Here is a 20,638-nt window from a genome sequence, read left to right on the forward strand (position 1 = left end):
GCACTGATACCTTGTCGGGCGTGTCCGAACCTGTGAGCGAAGCCCGTGGCCTGGCCGAACTGCTCGGTCCCGCCGAAGTGCGGGTGCTGGCGGAGCGGTTCGGCGTGCGCCCGACCAAACAGCTCGGACAGAATTTCGTGCACGACGCCAACACGGTGCGGCGAATCGTCGCCACGGCCGGCGTCGGACGCGACGACGTGGTGCTCGAGGTCGGCCCCGGCCTGGGCTCGCTGACGCTGGCGCTGCTCGACGTCGTGGATCGGGTCGTCGCGGTGGAGCTGGACCCGGTTCTCGCACAGCATCTTCCGGAAACCGTGTCCGATCGTGCCACCGGACTCGCCGACCGGCTGACCGTGGTTCCCGGCGATGCGCTGCGGGTGTCGGCCACCGATATCCCCGGTGCGCCGTCGGCACTGGTCGCCAACCTGCCCTACAACGTAGCGGTGCCGGTACTGCTGCACCTGCTCGCCGAATTACCCAGCATTCGAACAGCTGTGGTGATGGTGCAGGCCGAGGTGGCCGACCGGCTCTCCGCCGAACCCGGGTCCCGCATCTATGGCGTACCGAGTGTGAAGGCCGGGTTCTTCGGTGTTGTCCGCCGCGCGGGAGCCGTCGGCCGCCAGGTGTTCTGGCCGGTTCCCCAGGTGGAGTCGGGACTGGTCCGCATCGAACGCTTCACCGACCCACCGTGGTCGCTCGACACCGCCCACCGCGAGCAGGTGTTTGCCGTGGTCGATGCCGCTTTCGCGCAGCGCCGCAAGACATTACGCGCCGCCCTGGCGGGGTGGGCGGGATCGCCCGCCGAGGCGGAGCGGCGGCTGGTCGCGGCGGGAATCGCGCCGACCGCGCGGGGCGAAACGCTCGACACCGCAGCCTTCGTGCGCCTCGCCGAGCAGGGGTGAACTGAGCGGACTTCGCCGCTGACGGACTCCGAACTTTTCGCGCGAACCTCGACGAAAAGGCAAAACTGCAGGCGCTATTCGGATATCGGTCCGCCGGCTCGGACAACGGCTTCCTCGGTGAGTGCGATCTGCCCGTCGCGACCGGCGGATTCGATGCGGATCGATACCGGACCGGTGGCGGGCACGTCTTCCTCGGTGGGGAACCAGATTCGGCCCGAACGTGCCACGATGAGCAGCCCGTCGTGGCTGCCGACCGGGGCGAATTCCGACAGTTGCGGCGGAAAGGGCGGGAGTTCGAACGCCTCGGCGAGGTGGCGTACGGTCTGCCGGACGTCGGGCACGCCGATGCCGACCTCGCTGATCGACAACAGGCGCGGGATTTCGTCCGGGCTGCCCGGCGTCGCTCGGTCGGCTTGGCGCGCAATCAGTTCCAGCAGAGTTCCGTCCGGCCCCCGGAAGTACAGCGATCGGGAATTCCATCCTTCCGGGCCGTCGATGATGTCGGAGCCGTCGACCGTGAGCAATTCGGTCCGCTGCCGCAACCAACGGCGGGCCAGGTCGAAGTCGTGCGGCGAGATGCCGAAGGCGAGATGGTGCACGCCATCGAAGCCAGCGCCCGCGGTCACCCTCACTATGCTGGAGCCGATCTCGACGGCAATGCCATCAGGCAGCGTGACGACCGGAAGCTCGAGCACGTCGCGGTAGAACTGCGCGGTCGCGGCGAGATGTGTTGTGGTGAGCTCGACTTCGAGGATCTTCATCGCGGTGCCCTTCGGTGGGAAACGGTCGCTTCCGACGCTAAAACCTGAACCATGGTTAATGTCAAGGTCGCGCGGTGCGGGCCCCGGTGGTCACCTGCGACTCGGATTGTGCGGGCGAGACTTCGGGGCCGGTACGCGGGTCGGCAAGTCTTGTGACCGCGGTGCCGGCGCAGCGGTGGCGGTGAGGTTGTCGCTCGGCGGGGTGAACGGGATCGGCAACGGTATCGGGGGAGTGGCAGGGCGGTGGCGCATGATCAGAACCGAGTAGGCACACAGGACTGCCATCACGACGAATCCGCCGGTGAACAGGATGTTCTTACCGGTCGTATTTCCGCTGACGAAGGGTGTGCCGATCGCGAGGAGTGTCGACCCCACCGCGCACAGTCCCACACTCGCTCGGAAAGCCTGCTGGCTGCGGTCGTCGAGGGCGCGTGCGAGAAACATCGCGGCGATGCTGACGAACCAGATCACCAATCCGATCCCGAACAGGATGCTCATGTGGTCCCTGCCTTGTCCTCGTGCGCGGCCGGTCGCGGGAAACGGCTGACGCGACAGCGCGTTCATCTCTTCGGACGGAAAGTATGGCGGACCGGCGCGGGAACGCCGAATGTCCCATCCGATCGGACGGGACATTCGGCGGATTCGTTCAGTGAAAGCGCCGCAGGCGCAGGCTGTTGCTCACCACGAACACACTCGACAGGGCCATGGCCGCACCCGCGAGCATCGGGTTGAGCAGTCCGGCCGCCGCCAGCGGAATCGCCGCCACGTTGTAACCGAACGCCCAGAACAGGTTGCCCTTGATGGTGCGCAGGGTGGCCCGGGAGAGCCGGATGGCCGTGCCGACCGTCCGCAGATCGCCGCGGACGAGCGTGATGTCGCCGGCCTCGATCGCCACGTCGGTGCCGGTGCCCATAGCCAGGCCCAGGTCGGCCTGGGCGAGGGCGGCCGCGTCGTTGACGCCGTCACCGACCATCGCGACGACCTTGCCCTGATCCTGCAGGCGCTTCACCACATCGAGTTTGTCGGCGGGCAGCACCTCGGCGATCACCTCGTCGATGCCGACCCGATCGGCGACCGTGCGCGCGGTCGCGGCATTGTCACCGGTCAACAGCACCGGCGTCAGTCCCAGCGACCGCATGTCCGCGATGGCCTCGGCGCTCGAGGCCTTGATCGCATCGGCGACGACCAGCACACCGCGCGCCTGCCCGTCCCAGGCCACCACGATCGCGGTGCGCCCGGCGGTCTCGGCCTCGGACTTGGCCTGCGCCAACGACTCCGGCAGCGTGATCGACCAATCCGCGAGCAGTTCGGTGCGGCCGATCACGACCGCGCGCGCACCGACCAGACCCTGCACCCCCTTACCGCCGTGGCTCACGAACTGTTGCACCGGCTCCTCTGCCAGACCCTGTTCGGCGGCGCCGCGCACCACCGCCCGGGCCACCGGGTGTTCGGATCCGTGTTCGACGGCCGCGGCCACGGCCAGTAACTCGTCGTGATCCTGGTTCTCGGCGGGAATCACCTCGGCCAGCGACATGGTGCCGGTCGTGACGGTTCCGGTCTTGTCCAGCACGACGGTGTCGATGCGCCGGGTCGATTCCAGCACCTGCGGCCCCTTGATCAGGATGCCGAGTTGCGCGCCCCGGCCGGTGCCGACCAGCAGCGCGGTGGGTGTGGCCAGGCCGAGCGCGCACGGGCAGGCGATGATCAGCACCGCGACCGCCGCACCGAAGGCCACCGCCACCGCGGCGCCGCTGCCGAGCCAGAAGCCCAGTGTGGCAACCGAAATCGCGATCACGATCGGGACGAACACGCCGGCGACCCGGTCGGCCAGCCGTTGTACGGGCGCCTTGCCGTTCTGTGCCTCCTCCACCAGTGCGGCCATCTGCGCCAGCTGGGTGTCGGCGCCGATGCGGGTGGCCCGCACGGTCAGCGCTCCGCCGGCGTTGACGGTCGCGCCGATCACCGGATCACCCGGGCCCACCTCGACCGGCACCGATTCGCCGGTCAGCATGCTCATGTCGACGGCGGAATTTCCGTCGGTAACCACTCCGTCGGTGGCGACCTTCTCACCCGGCCGCACCAGGAACAGATCGTCGACGCGCAACTCCGACACCGGAATTCGGTGCTCGGCGCCGTCGCGCAGTACCGCCACATCCTTGGCGCCGAGTTCCAGCAGCGCCCGCAGTGCCGAACCGGCCCGCTCCTTGGCCCGGGTCTCGAAATACCGCCCGGCCAGGATGAAGACGATCACACCGGCCGCGACCTCGAAGTAGATGTTCGACGCCGAAGCGGAGCGATCGACCGCGAAACTGAAGCCGTGCTTCATACCCGGCATTCCGGCGTCGCCGAAGAACAGCGCGTACACCGACCACGAGTAGGCCGCCAGGGTGCCCAGCGAGATGAGGGTGTCCATGGTGGCGGTGGCGTGCCGGGCGTTGATCCAGGCGGCGCGATGGAAGGCGACGCCGCCCCAGAACACGACCGGTGTGGCCAGCGTCAGCGAAAGCCATTGCCAGTTCCGGAATTGCAGTGCCGGGATCATCGCCAGCGCGATGACCGGAAGCGCGAGCGCGAGGCTCACCAGCAGGCGATGCCGCAGTTGCCGCAGCGGCGAATCGGTGTAAACCGCTTCGGCCGCAGCGGTTTCCGCGGGGTGCGTGTCGTGGACGGTGGCGGTGTAGCCGGTGTCGACGACGCGTTCGATGAGTTGGTCCGGCGTCACCGTTTCGGGGAAGCTGACCTTCGCCTTCTCGGTGGCGTAGTTGACCGTGGCGGTAACGCCCTCGATCCGGTTCAGTTTCTTCTCGATGCGTGCGGCGCAGGAGGCGCAGGTCATGCCACCGATATCCAGCTCGACGGAGCGCTCTGTCGTGGGCGCGCTCATTGGTGACCTCCTCCGTGCTCTCCGTTGTTGTGCTCGTTGTCGTGTTGCCCGCTCTGCGGCCCGGCTACCGCCTCGGCGGTGAATTCCGCCGTGTGAACCGCGCCGCCGTGGGCGAAGTCCAGGTAGAGCCGGAAGGCGCCGGTGCTGGGCGCCTGGGCGTGGAAGGCGACCCGCGGCCCCGCGGGAGTCGAGCCGACCTCTCCTTCGGGATGAACATGAAGGTAGGACAGATCGTTCCCGCGCAGCGCGACCAGATGTCCGTAGGCCCCCAGATAGGGTTGCAGATCGGTGACCGGCCGCCCATCGCGGGTGACGGTGAAGCCCACCTCGCCGCCGCCGGTGGACAGATCGCCGTCCATGCGGACCTGGTAGCCGTCGACGGTGGTGGTGGTGCGCGAGACGGGCGGCAGGGGCCGATCGGTGGCCGCGCCGGCCACGGTGACGGTGCGGCTCAGCACCAGTTCACCCGGTGCCCCGGCCGGCTCGGAATCGGCGAAGACGCGGTAGGTGCCCGGCTCGGCCCATGTCCAATCGATCGACCAGGTGCCGGTGTCGTCGCGGACCGGGTGCACGTGCCGGTATTCGGTGGTGTCGGAGCGGACCGCGATCAGATGCAGGTCCTGCTCGTGCAGATCGGTGTACTCGGTGACCGGCGCGCCGTCGGGGCCGGTGATCCGGAATCGAAGGGTGCCGGGGGTCCGGGGTTCGGTAGGTGCGGTCACCTCGGAAAGGGTGTAGCCGTGCTGAGTGGCCAGAAGTCCGGTGCCGTGCCCGGGGGCCGGCTCGGTCGGATCGCCCACCAGGGCGCCGATGCCGAGCGCGGCCCCGAACAACACGACCAGTCCGCCGCCGAATGCCGCGAACTTCAGTCTGTCGTTCATTCAGCTCGCCACCTGATATCCCGCCTCGTCGACGGCGGCGACGACCTCGGCGTCTGTCAGCGGTGCGGCGGATTCGACTTGGACGCGGCCGGAGGCGAGGTCTACGTCGACGCTGGTGACGCCGTCGATCTTGCCGATCTCCTTCTGCACCGACGCCACGCAGTGGCCGCAGGTCATCCCGGTGACGGTGTAGGTGCTGGTAGCCATGATCGCTTCCTTCGCTCGCTCTTATACGGTGAGGGGGTATCCCCAACATCCATGAACATACCCCCCGTGGGTACCTGATGCAAGGGGTCGAGGGGAATTTCGCTCGCGGTGACGCATCTCCGGCGACAGCTGTCTGCTCGAGTGGTCGACCTGCCATCGGCCCGTGATCCGGCGTCGCGGCCCGTGGTAGCGGCCGGGGCCCGGCGAGTCCCCAGCTGCGGGAGCCCCGCGTCGCGCGGCAAACCGACCGTTTGCCGCGCGGACGGATAACCTAACCCCGTGCTGTCTGTAGTACCCAGTTCGGTGGTTGTCCGCGCCCCCTCCAAGGTGAACCTTCATCTAGGGGTCGATGACCTGCGTAGCGACGGATACCACGAATTGACCACGGTCTTCCAGGCGCTGTCGCTGGCCGACGATGTGCGTATCGCTCCGGCCGGATCGCTGGCCGTGAGCGTGCATGGAGAGGGCGCCGCCCAGGTGCCCACCGATCGCACGAACCTGGTGTGGCAGGCCGCCGTCCGCCTCGGACATCTGGCCGGCCGCGCTCCGCTGGTGGAGATCGAGATCGAGAAGGGTATTCCGGTGGCCGGGGGAATGGCCGGCGGCAGCGCGGATGCCGCCGCGACGCTGGTGGGGCTCAACGAGTTGTGGGGGCTGGAGATGTCGCGCGACGAGTTGGCCGATGTCGCGGCCGAACTCGGCAGCGATGTGCCCTTCGCGCTGCACGGCGGCACCGCACTGGGGCGCGGCCGTGGTGAGAAACTGCTTCCGGTGTTGTCGCGCAACACTTTTCATTGGGTGCTGGCATTGGCGAAGGAAGGGTTGTCGACGCCGAAGGTGTTCGGCGAACTGGACCGGTTGCGCGAGAACGGCGATCCGCCGCGCCTCGGCGACCCGCAGGAGTTGTTGCAGGCCTTGGCCTCCGGTGACGCCACCCAGCTCGCGCCCTTGCTCGGCAACGATCTGCAGGCCGCCGCGTTGTCGCTGAATCCGGCCCTGCGCCGCACCCTACGTGCCGGCGTCGAGGCGGGCGCCCTCGCCGGAATCGTCTCCGGTTCGGGGCCCACCTGCGCATTCCTGTGCGGTAGCGAAGACGATGCGGTGGAGGTCTCGGCCGAACTCTCCGGCGCCGGGGTGTGCCGCAGCGTCCGCACCGCGACCGGGCCGGTGCCGGGGGCGCGAGTCCTGGCGGACGGTCGCCACTGACGGCCGGTTCGACGGTGCTCAGCACTGTTCGGGCGGGGCCGACGCCGATCCGGTGCCCGTCGATCGGCACGCGGACCCGGTCGGCTCCCGCTCGAATCCACGTACGGCTGTTCAGCCGAGAGCTTCGCCGAGCCGGTCGACTTGTTCCGGGTCTCGCCCGTAGCAGTAGAAGATCACTTCGTCGGCACCGAGATCGGCGAATTGCTGTGTGACCGTGCGGATCTGCTCCGGCGTGGTGAGCATGCCCTCGACCATGAATTCGGCGCGGCCGCTGAATTCGTAGTAGGCGGCCATGGCCGAGCGGGCCTCGTCGATCACCTCGTCGGTGCCGAGTGCGACGGTGACCTGGGCGACGATGCGCGGTGAACCCGGCCGGTCGTATTCACGCCAGAACCGCCGCACGGTGTCGAACAGGCCCGGCGCCCACGAGGGTGCGGCCGCGGCGAGGAATCCGCCGCCCCAGCGTGCGACGCGTTCCAAGGCGGCGGGCTGGAATCCGCCGAACAGCAGTTCCGGCCCGTCGGAGGTGTGCGGCAGCGGGCCGATCGCAGCGCAGCTCTCGCTGTAGGGTTCACCGGACCAGAGCCGGCGCATCGTCGCGACCTGCTCGTCCAATCGCTTTCCGCGCGTGCGCAATTGCGTCCCGGACGCTTCATAGTCGTCGGCGCGGCCGCCGACACCGAGTCCCAGGGTGAATCGGCCGCCCGAGAGCCGGTCGAGGGTGGCGACCTGTTTCGCGAGCAGCGCGGTCTCCCGCAGCGGCGCGAGGAGCACTTCGGTCTGCAATCGGATCCGGTGCGTCGCACTGGCCAGATGAGCGAGTGTCACAAGGGGTTCCGGATTGTCGTAGACCAGTCGGTCGAGCAGTCCGGGGGTCGAGAAGGGGCCCGATTCGGCCCGCTCGGCCCATGCGACGAGTGACTGTGGTTCGGCGATCGGCAACCCGATGCCGACCTTCACGCCGTAGGCTGTGCGCAGTGCTTCCGGCTGCCCGGAACTTTCGCCGGACGTCGAAACCGACGGCGAGGTGGCGATGGCAGATGACGAGTCGGTCAGGAGAATCCTCCGAATGTGGGGTCGACAAAATCAGCGCCGCCCACTCCGCGCCTTCATGAGGCGGGGCTCCCGCACTACGGCCATACTTCTGGAGAGCCCGTTTGGATTGCCCGTAGAGTAGCTGTGCCTCAACCTTTTTCGCAATCGCGACCCATGTCGGCCCGCGCGGTACCGCCTCGTCCAGGTCCCGAGCGCCGTTCCTGGACCCGGCGTACTGGTCGGGCCGAGTGCGATCGGAGCACCCGGGGCCGGTCCGACCCGTCCGCGGTATCCGGGGCACTCCACCGACCGGCTACCGCCGCTGCACCGTGATCGCCGGCGCGGGCTCGGGCCCGGTTCACCCGCGCCGGAAGTGCGCATCCTCGTGCCGTAATCTTCACGGGTGAAGCCGACGGGCGTGGTCCCGCCGCTGTGGGAGCGCAGCGGGCGCGCGCGACGCGGCCGGGATCCGCCGAGCTCGTGGCACACCCGTGGGCCCCGCCATACTCGGAGAGGACTGACCCCTTGGCGAATCTGATCAATCTGGAGCAGGTCCACAAGAGCTTCGGAATCACCGCGCTGCTGGACGAAGTGTCCCTCGGCGTGCAGGAGGGTGAGCGGATCGGGGTCGTCGGTCTCAACGGCGGGGGTAAGACCACACTGCTCGAGGTGCTGACCGGGCTCGAAGAGCCCGACAGCGGGCGGGTGAGCCGCATCAACGGCCTGCGCATGGCGGTCGTGACCCAGCGCGGTGTGCTGCCGGAAGGGGCCACCGTCGGCGAGGTGGTGTTGGCCGGGCTCGCCGAAGATGCACGCACGGACGGTGTCGCCGAACACGAGTGGGCAGCCGATCCGCGTATCCGCGGCGTGCTCGACGGTATCGGCATCGCGGATCTGGGAATGGACACCTCGGTCGCGAATCTGTCCGGTGGCGAGCGCCGCCGTGTCGCGCTGGCCGCCGCGCTGGTGCGCGAACTGGATCTGCTCGTCCTCGACGAGCCGACCAACCACCTGGACGTCGAGGGTGTGCAGTGGCTGGCCGAACATCTGCTGGCGCGCCGTAGCGCACTCGTGGTGGTCACCCACGATCGTTGGTTCCTCGACACCGTCGCCACCCGCACCTGGGAAGTGGTGGGCGGCAAGGTCGAAAGCTACGAGGGCGGCTACAACGACTGGATCTTCGCCCGCGCCGAACGGGCCCGCCAGGCCGATGCCACCGAGGCGCGCCGCCGCAATCTGGCCCGCAAGGAATTGGCCTGGTTGCGTCGCGGACCGCAGGCCCGCACCTCGAAGCCGCGCTACCGGGTCGAGGCCGCCGAGGCCCTGATCGCCGATGTGCCGCCGCCGCGCGACACCGTGCAGCTGGCCTCCTTCGCACGCAAACGCCTGGGCCGCGTGGTGGTCGAACTCGAGGATGCCACCCTCACCACTCCCGACGGCCGCGAATTGGTGCGCGATCTGACCTGGCGATTGGCGCCGGGGGAGCGGGTCGGTCTGGTGGGGGTGAACGGATCGGGCAAGACCACCCTGTTGCGCGCTCTCGCAGGTGACGCGGAACCGGCCGCCGGTAAGCGGATTCAGGGCCAGACCGTCCGGATCGGCTGGCTGCGGCAGGAACTCGACGATCTGCCCACCGATATGCGGGTGCTGGAAGCGGTGTCCGATGTCGCCGAGCGAACCATGCTGGGAGACAAGGAGATCAGCGCCGGGCAGCTCGCCGAACGGCTCGGATTCACACCGGCCAAACAACGCACTCCGGTCGGTGACCTGTCCGGCGGTGAGCGCCGCCGCCTGCAGCTGACCCGCATCCTGATGAGTGAGCCGAACGTCCTGTTGCTCGACGAGCCCACCAACGACCTCGACATCGACACCCTGCAGCAACTCGAGGACCTGCTCGACGGCTGGCCCGGCACCCTGGTCGTGATCAGCCACGACCGGTACCTGATCGAGCGCATCAGCGACTCCACCTGGGCCCTGTTCGGCGACGGCAAGCTCACCAATCTGCCCGGCGGCATCGAAGAATACCTGCGTCGTCGCGCGGCACTCGCCGACACCGCACGCCGCCCGTCCGGAACGTCCGCGCAGGCCGAAACATCCGCTCCCGCAACCGATTCCGCGGCCTATCGGGCTGCTCGCAAGGAGTTCGGCCGGTTGGAGCGGACCCTGGAGAAACTCGGCGAGCGGGAGGAACGCCTGCACACCGCGCTGGCCGACGCCGCCACCGATCCAGAGAAGCTGGTGAGCCTTGGCGCGGAACTGAAGCAGGTGCAGGCCGAGAAGGAATCGACCGAGATGCGCTGGCTCGAGCTCGCCGAAGAGGTCGGCTGAGCGCATGCGTAGCGGGGGCCCGGCCGGGCCGACTCTCAGGGGGCGTGGCCGAGTGGTCTCAGAGGGCGTGGCCCAGTGGCGGCACCGGCAGGCACGCACAGGTGAAATCCCTGCCGAACGAGGTGAGCGCGATGCTGCGGTAGGCGACCTTGGTGCCGAATCCGCGCTTGAGCAACCGCCGCACCTCCGGCTGTGATTCGAGCAGCTGATAGCGGGCCGGGTTGTCCAGCTGGTCGCCCTCGACGGTGATGAGTCCGAGGCGGCGCAGATTGGTCAGATAGGTGATCGCCCGTTCGGGGAAGCGCAGCGCCGCGGTCTCGCCGATCAGCGACATGCCGACCTCGATGCGCTGGGTGCCCGAACCCAACGGCCGTCCGGTGCGGATGTCGAGCGCCGGCTGCGGGCCGTCGAGGTAGAGGAAGCGCAGGATCCGGGCCTCGTCGGGAGCCAGTTCGGCGAGGATGCGCGCGAAGGCCGGATGATCGCTGTCCTCGCAGTGCACATCGGCCGAGCGGCGCAGCAGTTCGGCGCCGCGGTCGCGCAGGCTCGGCGCCGAGGTGGCGGGGGCGCTGTCGGGTGTGGCATCGATGCCGAGCGCCCGCCGCACCGAGTCGCGAACCTGCTCACCGGCCTCGGAGAGCACATGCCGCGGTGCCTGCCCGGACATGCTGCCGCGCACCACCGTGGCCGTCACGCCGACCGCGGTGCCCAGGCCCCAGGCTGCGGCCTCGGTCACCGCGGAGAGCGCCACCCGCATCACACCGGTCGTGGTGCGCACGGGACCCGCCCAGCCCGGGCGGGCATCCTCGGGGAGCAGCAATTCGGCCGACCGGCGTGCGACGAGGTCGGTGGAGTGTGCGTCCTGGTCCGGGAAGACCGTCTCGATTTCGGTCGCACCGGCCGCCGCGTCGGCGCCGGACTCGGCCACCACCTCGGCGTATTCGATCGAAAACCCGGCGCCGTCACCGGTTTCCGGCGCGGATCCGCTCACAGCCATACGTTCGCTACTTCCGTTCCGAAGATCAGAAGATGAGCGTAACCGGCGATGAGCCCCAGCACACCGCCATGGACGAACAAAAGCCACTCGTCCTGTTTGATCGCCGCGCGCAGCATGTCGACGAAGTCCGGCGGTTCCAGCGCCGCCATCTGCTTGGCGATGTACTGGCTGACCTGCCTGCTCTGCTGGGCGTTGAACCCGGGATCGGCGAAGGCGGCCGGTGCCAGCGATTTGGCCTGGTCGGTGAAGCGGGTCTGCAGGGTCGCGTAGTCGCGACTGCCGATCACGAACTTCAGCGCCCCGCGCATCGGCCCCAGCGCTCGGTCGGTGGCCGGGCGCAGGGTGTCCTCGAGGATCTGCATGGTGCGGTCCGAGCGCGGGCCGTTCAGTAGTTCGTCACCGACATTGGCGATCGTGATGATCTGGGTGGCCACCAATTCGGCATAACCCTCGGTGATCTCGGGCTGCCGCTTGATCAGCAAACCCTGCCGCCACGGGCACCACCACTTCGGATAGGCGGGTTCGAAGATCATGTTGAGCCCGATCCAGTTGACCACCCAGCCGATGATCACACCGCCGATCGGCAGCACCACCAGCGGCGACCAATGCGTCAGATGCAGCACCGCGACGAGCACCAGACCCATCGGCGCGCCGAAATAGAAGCCGAAGTTCTGCATGAACCGCAACTCCTTGGCGCCCAACACCTGAAATACGGTGTTGAGCAATTGCGGCCGCGATTGGAAATACCGGATCACCATCTGTTTGACATCGAGCAGTTGTTCGATGTTCGACCCGAGTTCGTCGGTCAGTTCCTTGAGGATATCCGGAAGTTGTTCCCGGACCCGCTCGTGTACCAACTCCCGAACCTGCGCGGGCAGGTTGTACCAGAGCTGTGGATGTTCCCGGCGGGCAATGTCTTCGACGATGTCGCGGATCTGCGACTGCGCCGTATCGGTGAGATGCGCGGCCAGTTCATCGGGCTCGAGTTCGCGATAGAAGTCGGCGACGCTGCCGAGTTTCGCGAGCCCTTTGTCGACCGCGATCGAGGCCATCTTGTCCGCGCGCGAGGGCACGATTCCCTGCCAGCCCATGCGGCCGTCGTACTGCAGCAGCGGCAGCACCTGAATGCGCTTGGGAAGATAGGGGAACAACCATTTCAGACCCGGTACCCGAAACCCGTGAAAGCGGAGCGGCTTGAACAGCATGAGGATGCCGGTCCAGTTGGTGATATAGCCGATGACACCCGTGAAGAGGGGGATCGTGATCAGTTCCAGCAAAATGGTCGGGTGAAAACCCAGCAAACTATCCAGCACGACACCCTCCTGCCGACCCCTTACCGGTGACCGCCGTCACACCGGCACTACAACGTACCCCGTCGGCCAGGCGAACCTTACTGTGAATTCCGGAAACGGGTCCAATTGCGGCTGTAGCGACGCGGCCGGAGGCGGCAGCGTGTGTAACCACGGAGGCCGCCGCGGAAGTCGCCATTGGATTCTGCGGCTGTAGCGACGCGGCCGGAGGCGGCAGCGTGTGTAACCACGGAGGCCGCCGCGGAAGTCGCCATCCAATTCGGGTTGGAAGTCGCTACACGGTAGCGTATCGGCGGAGACTTCGATCACACCGTGCGATCGGAATGTCGCACCGGCCAGCGGCAGCCGCAACAATGACCGGAACCACATTCATGCCGCTATCGCTGTGCGGGTGTCGGCGCTCATGGCCGAGAGCCGCCGAACATGGCCGGTGATCTTCGCGGTGCGGTAAGAATATGTGAGCGGACTCGTTCACCTGGCGATATTCGGAGAATGACGTGACAGACGACAGGACCGGACAGGATGTGGTCCGACCCGGTTCCCGCGCTGTGGAACGCAGCTCGGACGTGGAGAAGCGGCAGATCAGCAACGAAGCCCGCATGATCCGCGGCGTCTTCCGGGCTGCCGGCCTGGCAGCCGGGACCGCGGTCCGCGGCGGCCAGTGGGCCGTCGGCACCGGTCTCGAGGTCACCAAGCAGATCGCACAGGCCGCGCTGGACGGCGAATCCTCCACCGAGATCGCCGAACGCACCGGCGCCGCACTGCAGTCCGTCGCCCGCAGCGTCCTCGGCGTCACCGAGGGTTCGGTGCGCGAGATCGTCAGCTACGTCCCCACCAACGGCCAGGCGACCGGCCCGTCGACCGGCGGGCTGGTCCGCTCGTCGACCCTGGCCGATCTGCGTCGTCGCGGCGACAATCTGCTCGCGCGCTCGGCCGATGTGTACTTCACCGAGGAAGTGCATCCGGCCTACGACCGCATTCTCGATCAGCTGTCCTCCGACGAGGCGCGGATTCTGCGGTTCATGGCCATCAACGGGCCGCAGCCCGCGGTCGACGTGCGCACCAACCGGCCGCTCGGGATCGGATCCGAGCTGGTCGCGGGAGATCTGACTTCGGTGCCGGAGCAGGCCGGCGTGCGGTATCCGGACCGTTCGCGGTTGTATCTGATCAACCTGAACCGGCTCGGTCTGCTGACCACCTCCGACGATCCGGTGGTGCTGAGCCGTTATATGGTGCTCGAGGTCCAGCCGATCGTGGAATCGGCGCTCAAGCAGGCCGGCCGCGTGCCCAAGATCGTGCGAAAGAGCTTGCGCCTCACCGAATTCGGCGAGGACTTCTGCAAGACCTGCTTCACCATCAACGGGTCCTGACCCGCGACCGCCGGTCAACGCTGTGTAGCGATACGATACAGATTTTCCGATCTGCGCAGATTCGCCGGATCCGGTGGGATTGTTGAGGTATGGATTCCGATGCCGTCTCCGCGATCAGCCGGCTGAAGTTCCGGTACCTGAGAGCACTCGACACTAAATCGTGGGAAGACTTCGCCGACACGATGATCCCGGAGGCGACGGCGACCTACAGCGAGTACCTGCAATTCGAGTCGCGTGATGCGTTCCTGGCTTTCATGCGCAATACCCTCGGGCCCCACGTCATCACCGAACATCGGTGCGACCATCCCGAGATCGATATCGACGGCGATGCGGCGACCGGCACCTGGTATCTGGCCGACACCGTGCTCATTCCCGGTCACAACATGCTGCTGCACGGGGCGGCGTTCTACAACGACCGGTATGTGCGCTGCGACGACGGCCATTGGCGCATCGCCCATACCGAATACGAGCGGACCTACGAGGTGGTGCTCTCGCTGTCGGACCTGCCGAGTCTGCGCCTGACCGCCGGCCGCTGGGGCGTGATCACCGGTGAACCGGGTTCGGTGCCCGATATCCCGGCCGTGGTGTCGAATATCGAGGACACTCCGGGCGGGCCGGCCGAGGAAGAACCGGACGAGGCGATCGGCTGACCGCCTCCGGCCGATCCGTCAGTCGGTGTTGATCGGCGGACTGGCGTGCCGGTCTCCGTGGTTACGCTCCGCTGCCGCCTCCGGCCGACCCGTCAGTCGGTGTTGATCGGCGGACTGGCGTGCCGGTCTCCGTGGTTACGCTCCGCTGCCGCCTCCGGCCGACCCGTCAGTCCGCGGTCGCGACGAGCGGTTCCAGCGTCAGCTCCGGCATCTCCTTCTCGATGTACTGCAGTCGCCACTTGTCGCTGAACAGGGCCAGGATCACGCCGTCGCTGCGGGTGAAGACCTCGACGCCGCGCTGGCGGTCCAGCTCCGGCGACGAGGCGGCGTCGGTGCGCCGGGCCAGCTGATAGGGCAGGAAGTCCAGCTGCGTTTCGACGTTGAATTCGGCCTGCATGCGGGCGGTGACCACCTCGAACTGCATCGGGCCGACCGCCGCCAGCACGGGCGAGGCGTCCCCGCGCAGATCATTGCGCAGCACCTGCACCACGCCCTCGGAGTCGAGCTGATCGATGGCCTTGCGGAACTGCTTGTATTTGCCCGCGCTGCGAGCGCGCAGGGTGGCGAAATGTTCCGGCGCGAAGGACGGAATCGGCGGGAACTCCACCTTCTTGTCCACGAACAGCGTGTGCCCGGGGGCGAGTGCGGTCGCGTTGACCAGACCGACCACATCGCCGGGATAGGCGGTGTCGACGGTGGCGCGTTCGCGACCGAAGACGGTGAGCGCGTATTTGGTCGCGAACGGGCGTCCGGTCTGGGCGTGCGTGACCACCATGCCGCGTTCGAATTCTCCGGAGACGATGCGCATGAAGGCCAGCCGGTCGCGATGCGCGGCGTCCATACCGGCCTGCACCTTGAACACGACCGCGCTGAACGGGTCGGCCGGCTGCCGCGCAGCGCCGTCGACGTCGGCGCGCGGGCCGGGCGGCGGGGCCAGCGCCACCAGGGTGTCGAGCAGTTGCCGCACGCCGAAGTTCAGCATCGCCGAGGCGTAGATGACCGGTGAGGTCTGCCCGGCGAGGAACAGTTCCTGATCGTGGTCTTGGCCGGTGGCCGAGAGCAGTTCGCTCTCCTCGGCCGCGGTCTCCCACGGTTCGCCCTCGCGGGCCGCGGCCTGGTCGGGCGTGTAGGACTCCTCCGGAGCGATGGTCGCGCCACCTGCGGTCCGGGTGAAGTGGATGTATTCGGTGGCGACGCCCTCGGGACCGCGGCGCAGCAGGCCGCGGAAATCACCCGCGATACCGACCGGCAGGAACAGCGGCGTGGGGGTCAGGCCGATCCGCTCGCTGATCTCGTCGAGCAGTTCCAGCGGCGCCCGTCCCGGGCGGTCCCACTTGTTGATCACGGTGATCACGGGGATGCCGCGGTGGCGACACACCTGGAACAGTTTGAGCGTCTGCGGCTCCAGGCCCTTGGCGGCGTCGATGAGCATGACCGCGGCGTCGACGGCCGTCAGCACGCGGTAGGTGTCCTCGGAGAAATCGGAGTGGCCGGGCGTGTCGACCAGATTGATCACGCACTCGCCGTATTCGAACTGCAGGGCCGTCGAGCTGACGGAAATACCGCGGGCCTTCTCCATTTCCATCCAGTCGGAAACGGTGGATTTCCGGCCGGATTTCCCGTGAATGGCGCCGGCTTCGGAAATCATCTTCGCGTGCAGGGCCAGGGCCTCGGTGAGCGTCGATTTACCCGCGTCCGGATGGGAGATCACCGCGAACGTGCGCCGCCGTTCCGCCTCCTGCGCCACCCGCCCGGATGTGGTCGTGCTGGCTGACGGGGAATTCACCGATCGGCTCCTCTTCGCGGGACAGGGCAAAGTATCAGAATACGTGAGCGAGACCGTCCGGCCCGCGCCGGGCGGGCAGTGCCCCGCGGAAAGCCGCCGGTCAGGGCCGGTGTGCTGGGCCTCCGCCCGACCGCCGCGGATATTCGCCGTAGCGCCAGGTCGCAGACGTGCAGGTGTCCGTCCGCGCTCGGAGAAGGCCGGTCGGCTCGATGTCGGCCCGGCGGGTGCGTGGTCAGTCGGACAGGTGCTGGGCGACGGTGCGCAGTACGAGCCGGTCCAGGTCGATGCCCGGCGCGATCAGTTCCACGCTCCGGTTCGCCACGAGCGTGGCGATGCCGTGCAGGTTCGTCCACAGTCCGAAGGCGCGTTCCGCGGCGCGATCGCGCGCGCAACCGGCGACCAGCTCCGCCCATGCCCGGTAGATGGGAATCGTCTTGCGGCGCAAGTTCTCTCCCGAGCCTTGCAGCAAGTCATGGCGGAACATGAGAGTGAACATCTCGGGCCGCCGGGCCGCGAAGTCGATGTATTCACCCGCCATGCGGTCGATCCGCACCCGCGGAATCTCGCTCTCGTGTGCCGCGAAACGCCCACTCAGATCAGCGAACCCGCGCACCGCGACCGCGGCCAGTAATGCGTTGTGGGTCGGAAAGTACCGTCGCGGCGCGCCGTGCGAGACCCCGGCCTCCCGGGCGATCGCCCGCAATCCGAGCTGCGCGGCCCCGACGTCCTCCAGCAACCCCACACCCGCACTCACCAGCCGTTCCCGCACGGGTTCTTCCACACCCATGCCGCCCATTGTCGCGGGTGGGATCCGCGTCCGTTCGGCAGCGGTGCCGGTCGCAGGCGATTCGGCATTCACCGGCACGTGCGCCGGCCGAGTGATGGGTCCACCGCACGGCACCGCTCACCGGGGCCGCCTTCCTCTGCACGGAGGGCGGCGCGCAGCAGGGGTGACGGCGTAGACATTGTCTACTAAACTCTGCGTAGACAACGTCTACGAACCGGCCTCGGAGGGTGTGCATGTGGTATCGGCTTTTGAAGTTCGTCCTGATCGGACCGGTGCTGCGGATCCTGGGGCGACCGAAAGTCGAAGGGCTGCATCATGTCCCGAAGGGCGGGCCGGTGATCATCGCGGCGAATCATCTGGCCGCGATCGACTCCCTCTATCTGGCGCTCGTGCTGCCGAGGCGGATCACCTTCCTCGCCAAGAGTCAGTACTTCGACGAGCCGGGCCTGCGCGGGCGGATCAATCGGTGGGTGATGACGGCCACCGGACAGGTCCGCGTCGATCGCTCCGGCGGCTCCGCCTCGGCCGATGCGCTGGCCGCGGCGGTCGAGATTCTGGAATCCGGCGGCGTGTGGGGCATCCATCCCGAAGGAACCCGCTCGCCGGACGGCCGGGTCTATCGCGGTCGTACCGGGGTGATCCGGGTGGCGATGCGGACCGGAGCCCCGGTCGTGCCGGTGGCGTTGAGCGGTACCGATCGGGTGAACCGGCGTGGGCGGCGGCTGCTGCGCTTCGGCAGGGTCCGCATCGTCTTCGGTGCCCCCCGAACCTTCCTGCCGGTCGATCGGGCCGCGGTCCGCACCGCGACCGATGGCCTGATGGCGGAATTGGCGATGCGGTCGGGCCGTCGCTATGTGGATTGCTACGCCGCGCACTTCCGGGCCGAATCCGCCTGAACCGGGCGGTGGCCTCGGGCCTGTCGGTCCAGGGCGCTCGCCGGGGGTGCAATACCGCACCGGGGCGATGCGCGGAAGCGTTTTCCGCTACATGCTATTGTTGTCAGGTTGTCTCGGCGAGGGTGTCGCACCCAGTGCACACCGTGATCGACGCGGCTCGGCTTCCGGCCGTTGTCGTGCGGTCATCGCCCGACGAGCAGACCCTTTCGCCAGGGCCGTCCGAAATCAGGACAGTACCTGGCCAGCACACCGTCCGCCCCGGAAAGCCGTAGGAGAGTATTTCAGTCATGTCCGACGTCAGTGTCCTCGCAGCTCAGACCCGTACCGAATTCGGCAAGGGCGCCGCGCGCCGCACCCGTCGCGACGGCAACGTTCCCGCCGTCCTGTACGGCCACGGCGAGGCGCCGAAGCACCTGGCGGTCGACGCCCAGGCCTTCGCCGCGATCCTGCGTGAGCACGGCACCAACGCCGTCCTGAACCTCGAGATCGACGGCAAGAAGCAGCTGGCTATGACCAAGTCCGTGGTCGTGCACCCGATCCGCCGCTACATCGAGCACGCCGACCTGCTGATCGTCAAGCGTGGCGAGAAGGTCGTCGTCGACGTGCCGGTCGCGCTGGCCGGCGACGCGGGCCCGGGCACCCTGGTCACCCAGGAGGCCACCACCGTGTCGATCGAGGTCGACGCGCTCAACGTGCCCGAGTCCATCGAGGTCTCGATCGAGGGCGCCGAGGCCGGCACCCAGATCACCGCTGGTCAGATCGAGCTGCCGAAGGGCGCTGCCCTGTCCGGTGACCCGGACGCCCTGATCGTCAACATCATCGTCGCCCCGGCCGCCGAGGCCGTCGAGGGCGAGGGTGCGGGCGAGGCCGAGGGTGAGGCCGAGAGCGCCGAATAATCCGGTCGCTCAACGGATTTCGACGACGGAATCTGATGACGGAAGCTACGGCCCCCGCGCTCGTGGTGGGGTTGGGTAATCCCGGGCCCGAATACGAGCGCACCAGGCACAATGCCGGTTTCCTGGTCGCCGATGTGCTCGCCGAGCGCATCGGCGGCCGGTTCACCGTGCACAAGAAGTCGGGCGCCGATCTGCTCGAGTCCCGGCTCGACGGGCGCAAGGTGCTGCTGGCCAAACCGCGAAGCTACATGAATGAGTCCGGCCGTCCCGTAGCGGCGCTGGCCCGGTTCTTCTCGGTTCCGCCCACCGAGGTCATCGTCGTGCACGACGAACTGGATCTGCCCTTCGGCAGCATCCGGCTCAAACGCGGCGGCGGCGAAGGCGGCCACAACGGACTGCGTTCGATCTCGAATGCCCTGTCCACCAAGGACTACCTGCGGGTGCGGTTCGGAGTGGGCCGCCCGCCCGGCCGGCAGGATCCGGCCGATTTCGTACTCAAACCGTTCTCCGCGCCCGAACGCAAAGAGGTTCCGGTGCTGGTCGAACAGACCGCCGACGCGGTGGAGTTGCTGTTGCGGGTGGGCCTGGAAACCGCCCAGAACCACCTGCATTGAGTGATCTCTGCGAAGATCGGTGGCCGTGCAGGACTACACGACGATTTTCGATCGGTATCGGGGCACGCTACTGGGCGGGGCGGTCGGTGATGCGCTCGGCTGGCCGATCGAATTCCTGAGTCTGGAACAGATTCGCGATCGGTTCGGCCCCGAGGGGCTCACCGGATTCGCCCCGGCGGCAGACGAATCCGCCCCCCGGCAGATCACCGACGACACCCAGATGACGTTGTTCACCGCCGAGGGCTTGTTGCGCTGTGCGCCCGGTTCGGATCCGGCACCGGTGCTACGCGGCGCCTATCTACGCTGGCTGCGGACTCAGCGCGAACACGCGCCAGACCCGCGCCCCGACGGCTGGCTGGCGAGTCTGCCGTATCTGTACGCGGTGCGCGCACCGGGCAACGCGTGTATGGGCGGGCTGAATCGTCAGGCGCAGGGCTACCGCGAACCACATCCGTTCGGCGTCCCGGGGCCGGTGAACGAGGATTCCAAGGGGTGCGGCACGGTGATGCGGTCCGCACCCTTCGGATTGGCCTCGCTCGGCCCCGAGGGCGCCTTCGACGCATCGGCCCGGTGTGCGCAACTCACCCACGGCCACCCCACCGGCTATCTGGCCGCCGGCGCGTTCGCCGCCTTGATCGACCGGCTCGTGAACGGGGTCGAACTGCGAACCGCGGTGCAGGACACCGTGATTCAGGTCGAGGCGGTGGCGGGTGGTGCGGAAACCGCCGCCGCGCTGCGCCGGGCCGTCGCGACCGCCGATGCCGGTACGGGAACGTTCGAGGGGGTCGAACGGGTCGGCTCGGGCTGGGTGGCCGAGGAATGCCTGGCCATTGGGGTCTACTGCGCACTGGACGCCGAGCGGACCGGGGATCTGCGCCGCGCACTGCTGTTGTCGGTCAACCACTCCGGTGATTCCGACTCCACCGGTTCCGTGGCCGGCAATATCCTCGGCGCCCGCCACGGCCTCGACGCGCTACCGCTGGATTGGTGCGGTGCGGTCGAGGGCCGCGACGATCTGGCCCGCGTCGCCGACGATCTGGTCGCCGCTTTCGTGTACCGCGACCGGAGCCCTCTCGGCGACCGCTATCCGCTGGACGCGTCGGACGATCCGGTACCGCAGTAGCTTTG

The 20,638-nt window shown here is 68.0% G+C and carries 19 protein-coding genes; 9 read left to right on the top strand and 10 right to left on the bottom strand.

Annotated elements, in window-relative coordinates:
* Positions 1 to 20: 20 nt before the first annotated feature.
* Entirely contained in the window at positions 21 to 902 is an 882-nt protein-coding gene (gene rsmA, locus C5E41_RS11885; protein WP_104375891.1) for a 16S rRNA (adenine(1518)-N(6)/adenine(1519)-N(6))-dimethyltransferase RsmA, read from the top strand.
* A gap of 74 nt (positions 903 to 976) precedes the next feature.
* On the opposite strand, the gene C5E41_RS11890 is transcribed toward rsmA, so the two are convergent.
* From C5E41_RS11890 to C5E41_RS11910, 5 genes are all read right to left on the bottom strand, one after another.
* Positions 977 to 1,663 (bottom strand): VOC family protein, encoded by a 687-nt coding sequence (locus C5E41_RS11890; RefSeq protein WP_104375892.1) that lies wholly within the window; start codon positions 1,661 to 1,663, stop codon positions 977 to 979.
* Positions 1,664 to 1,753: 90 nt separating this feature from the next.
* On the bottom strand, positions 1,754 to 2,161 hold the full coding sequence (locus C5E41_RS11895) for a hypothetical protein (protein WP_104375893.1): 408 nt from the start codon (positions 2,159 to 2,161) through the stop codon (positions 1,754 to 1,756).
* 148 nt (positions 2,162 to 2,309) lie between these two features.
* On the bottom strand, positions 2,310 to 4,547 hold the full coding sequence (locus C5E41_RS11900) for a heavy metal translocating P-type ATPase (protein ID WP_104375894.1): 2,238 nt from the start codon (positions 4,545 to 4,547) through the stop codon (positions 2,310 to 2,312).
* On the bottom strand, positions 4,544 to 5,428 hold the full coding sequence (locus C5E41_RS11905; protein WP_104375895.1) for a hypothetical protein: 885 nt from the start codon (positions 5,426 to 5,428) through the stop codon (positions 4,544 to 4,546). The genes C5E41_RS11900 and C5E41_RS11905 overlap by 4 nt, the downstream gene beginning before the upstream one ends.
* Complete coding sequence (locus C5E41_RS11910) at positions 5,429 to 5,635, bottom strand: heavy-metal-associated domain-containing protein (protein ID WP_030515214.1); 207 nt, start codon at positions 5,633 to 5,635, stop codon at positions 5,429 to 5,431.
* A 279-nt stretch (positions 5,636 to 5,914) separates the two neighbouring features.
* Here C5E41_RS11910 and C5E41_RS11915 point away from each other — a divergent pair, with 279 nt between their 5' ends.
* Entirely contained in the window at positions 5,915 to 6,841 is a 927-nt protein-coding gene (locus C5E41_RS11915; protein ID WP_062964763.1) for a 4-(cytidine 5'-diphospho)-2-C-methyl-D-erythritol kinase, read from the top strand.
* A 111-nt stretch (positions 6,842 to 6,952) separates the two neighbouring features.
* Here the strand turns inward: C5E41_RS11915 and C5E41_RS11920 are convergent, their stop codons facing one another.
* Positions 6,953 to 7,801, bottom strand: coding sequence for an LLM class flavin-dependent oxidoreductase (locus tag C5E41_RS11920; protein WP_104375896.1), 849 nt, complete (start codon positions 7,799 to 7,801; stop codon positions 6,953 to 6,955).
* 600 nt (positions 7,802 to 8,401) lie between these two features.
* Between C5E41_RS11920 and C5E41_RS11925 the strand changes: the two genes are divergently transcribed.
* Positions 8,402 to 10,204 carry an ABC-F family ATP-binding cassette domain-containing protein gene (locus C5E41_RS11925; protein ID WP_104375897.1) on the top strand — a complete coding sequence of 601 codons (1,803 nt, stop codon included), beginning with the start codon at positions 8,402 to 8,404 and terminating at the stop codon, positions 10,202 to 10,204.
* Between the two features lie 58 nt (positions 10,205 to 10,262).
* On the opposite strand, the gene C5E41_RS11930 is transcribed toward C5E41_RS11925, so the two are convergent.
* A complete protein-coding gene (locus C5E41_RS11930; protein ID WP_258080916.1) occupies positions 10,263 to 11,195 on the bottom strand; it encodes a DUF4393 domain-containing protein in 933 nt (310 codons plus the stop codon).
* A complete protein-coding gene (locus C5E41_RS11935; protein ID WP_104375898.1) occupies positions 11,192 to 12,514 on the bottom strand; it encodes a hypothetical protein in 1,323 nt (440 codons plus the stop codon). Before C5E41_RS11935 ends, C5E41_RS11930 begins: the two co-directional genes overlap by 4 nt.
* Before the next feature lie 494 nt (positions 12,515 to 13,008).
* On the opposite strand from C5E41_RS11935, the gene C5E41_RS35030 reads away from it, so the two are divergent.
* Both C5E41_RS35030 and C5E41_RS11945 read left to right on the top strand, forming a co-directional pair.
* Positions 13,009 to 13,881: a DUF4393 domain-containing protein gene (locus tag C5E41_RS35030; RefSeq protein WP_104375899.1), complete on the top strand. Its 873-nt coding sequence runs from the start codon at positions 13,009 to 13,011 to the stop codon at positions 13,879 to 13,881.
* Positions 13,882 to 13,970: 89 nt separating this feature from the next.
* Positions 13,971 to 14,531, top strand: coding sequence for a nuclear transport factor 2 family protein (locus tag C5E41_RS11945; protein ID WP_104375900.1), 561 nt, complete (start codon positions 13,971 to 13,973; stop codon positions 14,529 to 14,531).
* Between the two features lie 166 nt (positions 14,532 to 14,697).
* On the opposite strand, the gene C5E41_RS11950 is transcribed toward C5E41_RS11945, so the two are convergent.
* Both C5E41_RS11950 and C5E41_RS11955 read right to left on the bottom strand, forming a co-directional pair.
* Complete coding sequence (locus C5E41_RS11950) at positions 14,698 to 16,317, bottom strand: peptide chain release factor 3 (RefSeq protein ID WP_104375901.1); 1,620 nt, start codon at positions 16,315 to 16,317, stop codon at positions 14,698 to 14,700.
* 232 nt (positions 16,318 to 16,549) lie between these two features.
* Positions 16,550 to 17,104, bottom strand: coding sequence for a TetR/AcrR family transcriptional regulator (locus C5E41_RS11955; protein WP_104376103.1), 555 nt, complete (start codon positions 17,102 to 17,104; stop codon positions 16,550 to 16,552).
* 233 nt (positions 17,105 to 17,337) lie between these two features.
* Here C5E41_RS11955 and C5E41_RS11960 point away from each other — a divergent pair, with 233 nt between their 5' ends.
* The 4 genes from C5E41_RS11960 (at position 17,338) to C5E41_RS11975 (ending at position 20,633) form a co-directional block, all read left to right on the top strand.
* Positions 17,338 to 18,000, top strand: coding sequence for a lysophospholipid acyltransferase family protein (locus C5E41_RS11960; RefSeq protein ID WP_104375902.1), 663 nt, complete (start codon positions 17,338 to 17,340; stop codon positions 17,998 to 18,000).
* Positions 18,001 to 18,287: 287 nt separating this feature from the next.
* Positions 18,288 to 18,896, top strand: a complete 609-nt coding sequence (locus tag C5E41_RS11965; protein ID WP_104375903.1) for a 50S ribosomal protein L25/general stress protein Ctc — start codon at positions 18,288 to 18,290, stop codon at positions 18,894 to 18,896.
* Positions 18,897 to 18,931: 35 nt separating this feature from the next.
* Positions 18,932 to 19,510, top strand: coding sequence for an aminoacyl-tRNA hydrolase (gene pth, locus C5E41_RS11970; protein WP_104375904.1), 579 nt, complete (start codon positions 18,932 to 18,934; stop codon positions 19,508 to 19,510).
* Between the two features lie 25 nt (positions 19,511 to 19,535).
* Positions 19,536 to 20,633 carry an ADP-ribosylglycohydrolase family protein gene (locus tag C5E41_RS11975; RefSeq protein ID WP_104375905.1) on the top strand — a complete coding sequence of 366 codons (1,098 nt, stop codon included), beginning with the start codon at positions 19,536 to 19,538 and terminating at the stop codon, positions 20,631 to 20,633.
* The last annotated feature ends 5 nt before the right edge of the window (positions 20,634 to 20,638 follow it).

It is taken from the genome of Nocardia nova, assembly GCF_002933465.1.
Classification (GTDB): Bacteria; Actinomycetota; Actinomycetes; order Mycobacteriales; family Mycobacteriaceae; genus Nocardia; species Nocardia nova_B.

What these genes read in the sequence shown, in the direction of transcription:
- C5E41_RS11945 (WP_104375900.1), top strand. Translation starts at nt 13,971, where the DNA reads ATGGATTCCGATGCCGTCTCCGCGATCAGCCGGCTGAAGTTCCGGTAC.
- C5E41_RS11895 (WP_104375893.1), bottom strand. Translation starts at nt 2,161, where the DNA reads ATGAGCATCCTGTTCGGGATCGGATTGGTGATCTGGTTCGTCAGCATC.
- pth (WP_104375904.1), top strand. Translation starts at nt 18,932, where the DNA reads ATGACGGAAGCTACGGCCCCCGCGCTCGTGGTGGGGTTGGGTAATCCC.
- C5E41_RS11900 (WP_104375894.1), bottom strand. Translation starts at nt 4,547, where the DNA reads ATGAGCGCGCCCACGACAGAGCGCTCCGTCGAGCTGGATATCGGTGGC.
- C5E41_RS11960 (WP_104375902.1), top strand. Translation starts at nt 17,338, where the DNA reads ATGTGGTATCGGCTTTTGAAGTTCGTCCTGATCGGACCGGTGCTGCGG.
- C5E41_RS11955 (WP_104376103.1), bottom strand. Translation starts at nt 17,104, where the DNA reads ATGGGTGTGGAAGAACCCGTGCGGGAACGGCTGGTGAGTGCGGGTGTG.
- C5E41_RS11910 (WP_030515214.1), bottom strand. Translation starts at nt 5,635, where the DNA reads ATGGCTACCAGCACCTACACCGTCACCGGGATGACCTGCGGCCACTGC.
- C5E41_RS11965 (WP_104375903.1), top strand. Translation starts at nt 18,288, where the DNA reads ATGTCCGACGTCAGTGTCCTCGCAGCTCAGACCCGTACCGAATTCGGC.
- C5E41_RS11890 (WP_104375892.1), bottom strand. Translation starts at nt 1,663, where the DNA reads ATGAAGATCCTCGAAGTCGAGCTCACCACAACACATCTCGCCGCGACC.
- C5E41_RS11905 (WP_104375895.1), bottom strand. Translation starts at nt 5,428, where the DNA reads ATGAACGACAGACTGAAGTTCGCGGCATTCGGCGGCGGACTGGTCGTG.